This window comes from Ulvibacterium marinum (assembly GCF_003626755.1).
Taxonomy (GTDB): Bacteria; Bacteroidota; Bacteroidia; order Flavobacteriales; family Flavobacteriaceae; genus Ulvibacterium; species Ulvibacterium marinum.
Genome location: NZ_RBCJ01000004.1, coordinates 549,319 through 559,566 on the forward strand (window position 1 = coordinate 549,319; position 10,248 = coordinate 559,566).

The window sequence follows — 10,248 nt, forward strand, 5'->3', positions numbered from 1 at the left end:
TCGAGAAATGGGAAAGATTACAGGATTTTTGGAATTCGATAGAAAAGTTGAAGAATATGCCCCGGTAGAGGAGCGTGTTAAAAACTTTAAGGAATTTACCCTTCCAATGAAGGAAAAGGAACTCAAGGACCAAGGAGCTCGCTGTATGGATTGTGGTATTCCTTTTTGTCATAGTGGATGTCCATTGGGCAATTTAATCCCTGATTTTAATGACGCGGTGTATCGGGGCAAATGGGAAAAGGCAGCTGATATTTTGCATGCCACCAATAACTTTCCCGAGTTTACAGGCCGGTTATGCCCGGCTCCCTGTGAAGAAGCCTGTGTTTTAGGTATCAATGAAGATCCCGTTTCCATTGAGAATATAGAAAAAAATATTGTCGAGACCGCCTTTAAAAAAGGATGGATAGAAGCCAAGCCTCCCAAAAACAGAACCGAAAAAAAGGTTGCTGTGGTTGGTTCAGGACCAGCGGGATTGGCCGCGGCACAACAATTGAACCGGGCCGGACACTGGGTTACGGTATTTGAACGCGATGAAAAACCTGGAGGGTTATTACGGTATGGCATTCCCGACTTCAAAATGGAGAAACACATCATTGACCGAAGATTGGAGGTTCTGGAAGAGGAAGGCATAGAATTCATATGTAATACAAATATTGGAAAGGACTTGGAAGCCTCTCAATTGAAACAGGATTTTGATGCTATTGTACTATGTGGTGGTGCTACGGTCCGTAGAAATTTACCTATTAAAGGTTCGGACTTAAAAGGAGTTGTCCAAGCTATGGATTTTCTATCCCAAAATAACCGAAGGGTAGATGGCGTCAAAAAATTTGATGGGGAAATTTTGGCCACTAATAAGAACATTATTGTTATCGGTGGAGGTGATACGGGTTCGGATTGTATAGGTACTTCATTCCGTCAGGGGGCAAAATCAGTATCCAATTTTGAGATTATGCCCATGGCCACAACAGACAGACCAGAGGACCAACCTTGGCCATTTTGGCCCATGCGACTACGTACCAGTTCCTCTCACAAGGAAGGTGCCGAACGCTTTTTCAGTATTTCTACCAAAGAATTTATTGGGGATAAAGAGGGGAATCTAAAAGGTTTGATTACCTCAGAAGTTGAATGGATCAAACAGCCTGGTAAACGTCCAGTTCTAAAGGAGGTAGAAGGAACGGAAAAAGAGTGGAAATGCGAATTGGCCCTCCTAGCTCTAGGGTTTACCGGATCTGAAATGACCATTGCAGAACAGCTGGGACTAGAGGCGGATCAAAGAACCAACATAAAGGCACCGGAAACGAACTACCAAACCAATGTGCCGGGAGTCTTTGTAGCTGGTGACCAAAGAAGGGGACAATCCCTCATCGTTTGGGCTATTTCAGAAGGTAGACAGGCAGCGCATTATGCGGACACTTATCTTATGGGGAGTTCGGAATTGCCTTTAAAAGGGGAAGGAGATTTGCCTAGGGTTTAATTGTATAAGTGCAATCCATAAAATGTTTCAATGATATTTTCAAGGTGTTATTGACCACAATGATATGGATTTATTTTTGGTAGTAGAGGAATTCAACCCTTCCATTTACAAAATCAAAATTATTGGTTTTCTCTATGCAAGTTTCCTTCTTTGTTCACCCTATAGCCGTCAGGTATTTTATTACTCCATGTAAGTTTGGGCAACATATCCAGGAGAACAGCCCTATGCTCATTGATGATTTTTCTATTTTCTTTTTTGTATGCTATATTGTCCCATTCATAGGGGTCTGTAGTATGGTCGTATAGTTCCTCAAGTCCTCCATCAACATAATAAATATAGCGATACCGCTCACTTCTAACAGCATGGCCTGTTACTGGTTTTTTGGTCCAAGAGAACCTATAGCTACTAATAACGGGTATAGTCCTTTCTAAAGGATTTTTGATTTGGGGCAACAGACTATGCCCGTCCAAATGTTCCGGTATATCAAATCCTATCAAATCTACCAAAGTGGGGTATATGTCCATTAGACTCACAGGTTGATGACAGACCGAACCTTTCTGTGTAACACCTGGAGCCGAAATAATCAAAGGTACTCGCGTCGAATCTTCCCAAAGTGTAAACTTCTCTATATTTTCCTTTTCACCCATATGCATGCCGTGATCGGACCATAAAACGATTATTGTATTCTGGGCATATTGGGAATTTTCCAAAGTGTTAAGCAATCTACCCACCATTGCATCTGAAAAACTGATTGCAGCCGCATAAGCCTGCACTACTTTTTCCCACTGATTGTTTTCCTTCGTCCATTTATAAATCCAACGCCTCCCATGATCAAAAGCATCTTCTAAATCGTTATTTTTATAGGTCGGGAGCTTAATATCCTCTAATGGATATAAGTCAAAGTATTTTTGCGGTACTTCCCAAGGATCATGCGGTTTCCATACGCCTATAGCCATAAAAAATGGATTTTCATGCTCTTGCCCCAGCTGGTAGTTGGCCCAATCCACTACATGATAGTCGGCCATTTTTTCATCAGATTCAGGTATTGGACCCCAAGTCCACCAGCCATTTTCCCCACCAGGTCTACCTTTATTGTCCACATTCTTAGGATAAATAACATCCTTAGGAGCCCTAATTTGATGCGGATGGGAAATATAAGGACTTGGGTAATAAAAATCCCAATTATCCGGCTCTACTTGACTAGTTGGTGTCCAAGGAGGAGCTTGACTGTGATATATTTTTCCCGCTCCCATAGTTTTATATCCCCTGTTTTTGAAAAATTGCTCCAAGGTTTCGACATTTTTGAGACCAGGAAAATTTCGCCATTCCGGGCCATCTCCCCAATGCACATTTTCGACACCAGATCTAGCATGATGAACACCCGTTAGAATAGCGGCCCTAGCAGGTGCACAAGCAGGTGAAGGGGTATGAGCATTGGTAAAAATCATAGAAGAGGAGGCCAATCTGTCTATATTGGGGGTTTGGATTTTCATATCACTATGACCTCCCAGGTATCCGACCCAATCATTCAGGTCATCTACGGCAATAAAGAGTATATTTGGTTTTTCTCTACTTAGGTGTACCTGTGCATGTCCCAGATAGCACACAAAGAAAAAGGAAAGAGCTAGGCCTTTTTTGTTGAATCCAAACATAAGCTTATATTGAAATGTCCATGTTCCTTGCGGTTAAGAGATGATAAATTACGAGTTCGGTTATGACTAAAAGAATAGCGAATGGTCTTGAAACGCCAAATTTCATAATGTCATAACTTCAATGTGTTTTACTCTTCCATTTCCTGTTTCCATTTGGCCAACATCTTCTTGATGTCAGTGCCCCCACGAAGCGCTACCACAATAGTAACCACAAAGTACCATACCAGTACCAACGCGCAGAGTATTGTCCAAAACCAATGTTCCATATTACTTTGTTTTTTTGTTGGATGGTTTAATTAATGAGCCAATAAACATAGCTAGGGCAGCCGCAAAATACGTAACAGCACCAAATTTGTATGGGCCTACTTCCAATATCCATTCCTGTGTAACCGACACTTCTTGCAGTATCAAGTAACTCATTGGAATGGCACAACCAATTGCTATGGCAGCTATGGCCCCCCAGTTATTGGCAGGTTTCCAATAACAAGCAGCTATCAACAGTACGCTCATACTAGATAGATAAATGGTCCCGGTTACCTGAAGATACACCCAAAGATCTCCCTTTAGGGGATACCACAATCCATAGAGCAACAAAAAAATCCCGATAAGGGCAATAAGGATACGATTCCAGCGAAGTCCTTTTGCGTCCGACCATAGGCCTTTGTGAATCGGTTTCATGATGTCATTATAAATAACCGAGCTCCAGGCAATCATATAGGAAGAGTTTGTGGACATGTCCGCAGCTAACATAGCCGCAACCACAATGCCTATTAACCCTACAGGTAAAAGTTGAGCGAACATAGTGGGCATAGCCAGAATCGCTTCACTATCGGTAAATTTATCTGGACCAAAATAATGAAGGGCCGCAATACCCAAGATTGCGGGAATTGCAAAACGAGCCAACATAAAAGGAGATGTCCCGATAAAGATATGTTTGGCGGTTTTGGTATCCTTAGCCGATAGCACCCTTGAAATTATGGTCTGCCAGGTCAAAATAGAAGCAAAAGCCAATAAGACATCGAGAAGAATGCGATCCAAACCATAGGTGTCATCCTCAAAAGGATTATAGGCCACTGGGCCTCTTATTTGATCTAAACTGGACAACATGTCTATCCATCCAAACTGATATACAACCAAAAAAACAACAGCAATGAGACCAATGCTCATTACTACAAATTGTATATAATCGGTTATAAAAACCGAAATCATCCCTCCCAGAATCGTATACGCCGCCACTCCCAACAGAATAAGGGTCATTACAATTTCCAGATAGGCTATATCAAAACCGCAAACGGCCGTTAAAAAATTCCCAGCTTGCCGTAAAAAAACACCCATATTGAGCAACCCTCCCAAAACAATGACCACACCGCTGGCCCAACGTACTCTTGCACCAAATTTATCCTCAAAAAGTTCGGGCAAGGTAATGACCTGTTTATCCCGTAATGGCTTAACACAAAATCCGGTATAACCAACAACGAACATGGCAAAGGCCAAGGCTATCCCAGGGGTAATACCTGCAAAACCATATTTGAAGCCCAGTTCTGCATTGGCCATACAAGTGGCAATACCAAACTCGGTTGCAGCCAGCGAAGCAATACCTAAATACAGGTCTACACTTCTCCCTGCTACCAAAAAATCGTTTACGTTCCTTACATAGCGACGTACCCAAAGACCTGCAGCTATTGTACCTACAAGGTATAGTACAACAATTCCCCCATCAATAAAAAAGTCAAAATTGGTCATTTCGTGTCCTTTATTAAGTCAAGGACAATCCTTTGCAGGTTTTCCAATACCAATTCGGTAATTTCCAATCCTTTGGTTTTTGAAGCGTGGGTGGGGTCACCAAATACCCCATTGGAAGTCATTTCCATAATAGAACGATAGAGTGCTATTTTTGGAGGATGCAACATGTCACCTTCGGCCCAAGGGTGGGTTTTGGAGTGTTTTCCCTTTTCATACTTATCGGTCCGTACCAAATGAGGTGCTATCAATAACATTAAAGAAGTCTCAAACTCACCTGCGTGACCCGTACTCATGGCACCACCTTCATTTAGCATTCCTAATTCGGAGCCCCCCAACTTCCACCATGTGGCCATTACTATTTGAACACCCGGATAGGTATTCCCCAATTTTTCTACCAAGACCTGCCCTACAGCCTGATTTCCACCATGGCTGTTCAACAGTATAATGTTGGTAAATCCATGATGTATCACAGATCTAACTATATCCTCAACATGACTTATGAAGGTTTCATGACTTAAGGTTAATGACCCCATGAAATCCATATGGTGATCGGAACATCCAATGGACATTGTTGGCAAAACAATGATATCATTAGGTATTTTTTTTTGCAATGAATAGGCAAAATGTTCCCCTATTAACCGGTCTGTGGCCAAAGGCAAATGAGGCCCATGTTGTTCCGTTGCTGACATGACAAAAAGAACCGGGATCTTCCGGTCAATTCCTTCAAAATCCAAGGTGGTCAATTCATCCCAAATCATAATACTAGTTTTTTACCGCCCACATTTCTACTTCTACACGTAAGGTCATCAACAAACCTGACTCTACCGCCGTACGTACTGGTTTCGGTTCTACAAAATAGTGCTTGTACACGGCATTGAAACGGGGCCATTCCTTTAAATCCTTAATATAAACGTTAACCTTAAAAACATCTTGAAGTGTACAACCGGCACTAGCCAATTGCAACACGCAATTGTCCAAGGTATAGGCGGTCTGTTCCTCAATGGTCTCCCCAATTACGTTACCTTCCTTATCGATTGCGGCCTGTCCGGAAATAACCACTAATTTTCCTGGATTCACCTCCAATACCGGCGCATAGGGCCCGGCAGTTTTATGCTGACTTGCATTTTTTGGTAAAGATTTACCCGTATCCCTAGACGTATCCACCGATTTTGCCATTAAAGGCATATACCCTGTAAAACCCACTATTTTCCATTCATCCCCTACTTTTTTACAGCGGTATAGAGTTTGCCAATCCGTCGCGATCTCGCCACCATCCTTCTTCTGCATCGGTCCAAAAAACTTTTTGTGCAAAAGCGCAAAATTACCTTGTATCTCTATATCCTGCAGTACGGTTACCCGATGAAAGGCATCTTCCTTATCCTCTACCAGATCCACTTTGGCAAATTCCTCAGCTTGGGACAACCACTCCGTTCTATAAGATTCCAAGCTAGGGTATTTTAATACCCATTTATCTACATTATCCTGTTTCCCAGCATCGATACCCATAAACCCTTCCGCAATAAAATCATCTTCTACTATGGACCAATCTTGGGAAACAAATGCAAGGATATCCCGATTTACCAGCATCTCCCAAAGATATCTTCTGTCCACATCGTTTGGTGGGAAAGGATTATTTTTCATGCCTTATATTCTTTTTTACTTACCTGGTAATCTGTAATGGCAACGATATCAGGTTCTATGCCCAAACCCTTGCCTTCTGGAAGATACACAAACGGGGGTTCCATCTTCAAGGGTGTTTTAAGTAAGTCGTGCTCCCTGATCAACCTACCGAATATATCGCTAGGCCAAATGCAGGATTCCGCTGCCGCGGCAGAATGTACGTACATCGCTTCCAGAATCCCCAAATCAATTTCCGATCCGTGCCAACAAGGAAGTTCGGCCGCCGAAGCAATATGATCCAAACGTTGAAAATCGGCCAATCCGCAATTGAAATTGAAGCCATCTACCGCTTGCTCCTGAATAGCCTGTATACTATCCTTAATTCGTTGTCCATGAAGTATATAAGGCAAGGCAACATGTAAGGCAATAGGAACGGAACTATAGGCTCGCAATTTTGAAAATTCCGATAACTGCCATCTGGGAATAGGATCTTCAAGGCAAAGTACATTGCCAACTTCCCTTAGGCCATCCAGACGTTTTTTGGTCTCATACGCATGTTCCCAGCGTTCGTTGGGATCAAGAATGACCTTCATACCAGGAGCTGCCTCTGCAATGTTCCTACACCAACCTACTACGTCATCCTCCAAGTCCGTCTTAAATTTTAGACAATCGTAACCTTGTTTTTGAAAATTGGAGGCCAACTCACCAATATCATCCAAATGCCGGTGGCTGGACCACGCCCCTATCTTAACTTTATCCTTGATTGCACCTCCCAGCAAATCTACCACCCTAACATCTTTTAACCTGGCATAGGCATCCCAAAGAGCACACTCAAATCCGTCATATTCTCGGCAAAAAACAAAAGGCAGTTTTTGAAGTACTAGATTCTCAATATCCATCCCGATGAGAATATTGCAGATATCATGGACCATTTTCCAATCATGACCTCTATACAACTCGCCCCAACCAATTGTACCATTGCTCAATTCCAATTGCACCAAGAGCTTGGAGATTTCGTCGAATTGTACGCTCCATCCTGCCTTGGCTCCAACTGGGAGTTTGTGCAAAGGTTTATTTATCCCTTTACTTGCAATGGTCCCAGGATGTGTTGGCACTTTTACTTCATATAAATTGATATGGCTAATTCGCATAGCTATTGAGTATTGGGAATAAAACTATTGGCATACAATAAATTGGTAAAACCTGCATCGACGGTAAGTGTCTGCCCAGTTATGGAGTTGGCCATATGGGATAATAAAAAGACCACGGCATTACCACAATCGCGAGCGCTTATCATATGTCTAAGGCTTTGGTAATCGTTTTTTTGACCCTGGATCCAGGCCTTAGGTTTATCGGTCCAGGAAGCCACAGCATCCCTACTTTGCTCGGAATCTACATAACCTGGAGCCACTGCATTACAACGTACACCAAACTCGCCTAACTCAATTGACATTCCCCTGGTCAATCCCTCTACAGCCGCCTTCGCACTGGCATATAAAGCATACTTTGCTGTTGTTTCACGTGCATGAACCGATGAGATGTTAACGATATGACCTACTTCATTAGCCTTCATTAATTGCCTGACAAAAGTCCGGGCCATTAACCAAACACCTTTGACGTCAATATTATAAAGATTGTCAAACTCAGATTCATCGGCCAAGTGGGCATTTTTGTGTAAACCTATACCCGCATTGTTAACGAGGCCGTGTACTATTCCATATTCATTCTTTATTTCTTCAAAAATCCGTTCCACGTCCTTTGCATTGCTGATGTCCCCCACTACGGCATGGGCATTTGGATATTTTTTAGCTGCAGTTTTAGTCTTCACCGCATCAAGGTCGTTGAGCAACAGGGTACCCCCACAATCCGAAATAGCTTCACAGATACCGGCACCTACGCCTACACCCGCTCCTCCGGTTACCAAAAAATTTTTCCCTGTAAAGTCTATTTGCATCATAGGTTTAAAACCTTACTAACTATGTAATAAATCATCTTAAAAGTATTAATAAGTAGCTCGGCCGCCTGAGAGGTCAAAAACATACCCCGTGTTAAAACTTGCCTCTTTTGATACAATCCAACACGCCATTGCAGCAACTTCATCGGTTGTCCCCAATCTTCCCATTGGAATTTTTGATGTCATATATTGTAACATCTCTGGCGCTGTATCCTCGTTCATCGGTGTTGCAATTACTGCTGGCGCTATTCCATTAACGGTAATCCCGCTATCCGCATATTCCTTGCCAACTCCTTTGACAAGGCCCATAAGTCCGGATTTGCTTGACGCATAACCTACCATTCCCGGATTTCCTTCCTTGCCCCCGATGGAGGCTAGATGAAGAATCCTCCCATACTTCTGATTACACATTTGCGGTAGTACGGCTTTGGTAACAATAAAAGCTCCTGTAAGATTTACATCCATAACCTTTTGAAAATCCTTCAGTTCGTATTCCATAATTTTTGTGGATGAAGGACCAATAATACCCGCGCAATTTACCAAGATGTCCAATCTATTGTTGTTATCTATTACATTTTTGACCGCCTTATTCAAGGTTACTTCATCCGTAATATCTACTATGGTAGTATTAATAGTTCGATGATTGTTCTCCAATTTTGGAAAATCTCCTTTTAATACATCGAAGACCGTGACTTCCGCACCTTCATTGAAAAGCCGTTTTGCTATAGCCTTACCGATTCCTCTGGCGCCACCTACGATTATGGCTGTCTGATCCTTAAATCTGTTCATCTGAATATCCATGTTTTCAAACTACATAATTCCATATTTGGCAAACGCATCCGTTGCCGACATTCCATTCTGTATTGCCTTGAGTACTACTTTTTCTCCTCGTGCCTTTTCCAAAGCGGCCTTCACTACCTCTTTTTCTATTTTTCGGGGAATTACACATACGCCATCCATATCTCCAAATATGATGTCGCCCGGATTTATATATACACCGTTGATTTCAATGGGTACTCTGTAATCTATAACCTTACCCCTTGGGCCTTGATCTTGGGCATATCGTCCATAGGAAAACATAGGAAAGTCCAAATTTAGGATTCCAGAAGTATCTCTAGAATAGCCATCTACAACAGCGCCTACGGCACCGCATTGCAAGGCTCTTGCACTCATTAGTTCGCCCCAGAGGGCATATTCAGGCGAAGATCCGGTGCAGATATAAACTTCATTTTTTTTTAAATCGTCCAGAGCTTCAAGCATCAAACCGAAAGGTTTTGACATTACGGGGTTCTTTTCACTTGGTGAAATTTCCCCAAAACTATCTGCTTCAAGAACCGGCATAGCCCTTCCCACAACAACCATGTCGTCGCGTAATGGTACTATTTTAGGGGAAAGGAATTGGTGAAAATATCCCAATTTGTCCATAATATCACCGACCACTGCTGAAAACAATTCTGACCTTATCAGTTTGAATAGTTCATCATCATCCTTCCATGTCATAAGCTAGTTTTTATCTCTGACGACTTTATTATACACTCGATATGAGCAAAAATATGGGATAAGATATGAGCTTTCTAATGAAAATACTATCAAAGTCGATAGGAATCGACCAAAATATAGGTGCTCTATGACCCATGCCGGTACATATGGAAATTTAAATGACCTGCATTGTGATACGGAAAAAAGTTTGTAGAAGTATTGAAAATAAAAAAGCCCCCCTCCACTGTTATGTGGAGGGGGGCCTTGAGGAAGGCGGCTCCCTACTCTCCCGCCCTTTCGGGCAGTACCATCGGCGCTGGCGGGCT

The 10,248-nt window shown here is 42.4% G+C and carries 10 protein-coding genes; 1 reads left to right on the forward strand and 9 read right to left on the reverse strand.

The window, feature by feature from the left end; translation table 11 throughout:
* The first annotated feature begins 7 nt into the window (after nucleotides 1-7).
* Entirely contained in the window at nucleotides 8-1,474 is a 1,467-nt protein-coding gene (locus D7Z94_RS21430; protein ID WP_120713665.1) for a glutamate synthase subunit beta, read from the forward strand.
* Nucleotides 1,475-1,593: 119 nt separating this feature from the next.
* Here the strand turns inward: D7Z94_RS21430 and D7Z94_RS21435 are convergent, their stop codons facing one another.
* From D7Z94_RS21435 to D7Z94_RS21470, 9 genes are all read right to left on the reverse strand, one after another.
* Nucleotides 1,594-3,126: a sulfatase gene (locus D7Z94_RS21435; RefSeq protein ID WP_120713666.1), complete on the reverse strand. Its 1,533-nt coding sequence runs from the start codon at nucleotides 3,124-3,126 to the stop codon at nucleotides 1,594-1,596.
* Between the two features lie 128 nt (nucleotides 3,127-3,254).
* Nucleotides 3,255-3,392 (reverse strand): hypothetical protein, encoded by a 138-nt coding sequence (locus D7Z94_RS25805; protein ID WP_170158858.1) that lies wholly within the window; start codon nucleotides 3,390-3,392, stop codon nucleotides 3,255-3,257.
* A 1-nt stretch (nucleotide 3,393) separates the two neighbouring features.
* Nucleotides 3,394-4,869 carry a sodium:solute symporter family protein gene (locus tag D7Z94_RS21440; protein ID WP_120713667.1) on the reverse strand — a complete coding sequence of 492 codons (1,476 nt, stop codon included), beginning with the start codon at nucleotides 4,867-4,869 and terminating at the stop codon, nucleotides 3,394-3,396.
* Entirely contained in the window at nucleotides 4,866-5,627 is a 762-nt protein-coding gene (locus tag D7Z94_RS21445; RefSeq protein WP_120713668.1) for a creatininase family protein, read from the reverse strand. Before D7Z94_RS21445 ends, D7Z94_RS21440 begins: the two co-directional genes overlap by 4 nt.
* Nucleotides 5,628-5,631: 4 nt before the next feature.
* Entirely contained in the window at nucleotides 5,632-6,510 is an 879-nt protein-coding gene (locus tag D7Z94_RS21450; protein ID WP_120713669.1) for a RidA family protein, read from the reverse strand.
* Nucleotides 6,507-7,640: a mandelate racemase/muconate lactonizing enzyme family protein gene (locus D7Z94_RS21455; protein WP_120713670.1), complete on the reverse strand. Its 1,134-nt coding sequence runs from the start codon at nucleotides 7,638-7,640 to the stop codon at nucleotides 6,507-6,509. The genes D7Z94_RS21450 and D7Z94_RS21455 overlap by 4 nt, the downstream gene beginning before the upstream one ends.
* Before the next feature lie 2 nt (nucleotides 7,641-7,642).
* Nucleotides 7,643-8,446 (reverse strand): SDR family NAD(P)-dependent oxidoreductase, encoded by an 804-nt coding sequence (locus D7Z94_RS21460; protein ID WP_120713671.1) that lies wholly within the window; start codon nucleotides 8,444-8,446, stop codon nucleotides 7,643-7,645.
* A gap of 45 nt (nucleotides 8,447-8,491) precedes the next feature.
* Nucleotides 8,492-9,232, reverse strand: coding sequence for an SDR family NAD(P)-dependent oxidoreductase (locus D7Z94_RS21465; RefSeq protein WP_120713709.1), 741 nt, complete (start codon nucleotides 9,230-9,232; stop codon nucleotides 8,492-8,494).
* A 21-nt stretch (nucleotides 9,233-9,253) separates the two neighbouring features.
* Complete coding sequence (locus tag D7Z94_RS21470) at nucleotides 9,254-9,943, reverse strand: RraA family protein (RefSeq protein ID WP_120713672.1); 690 nt, start codon at nucleotides 9,941-9,943, stop codon at nucleotides 9,254-9,256.
* Nucleotides 9,944-10,248: the final 305 nt, after the last annotated feature.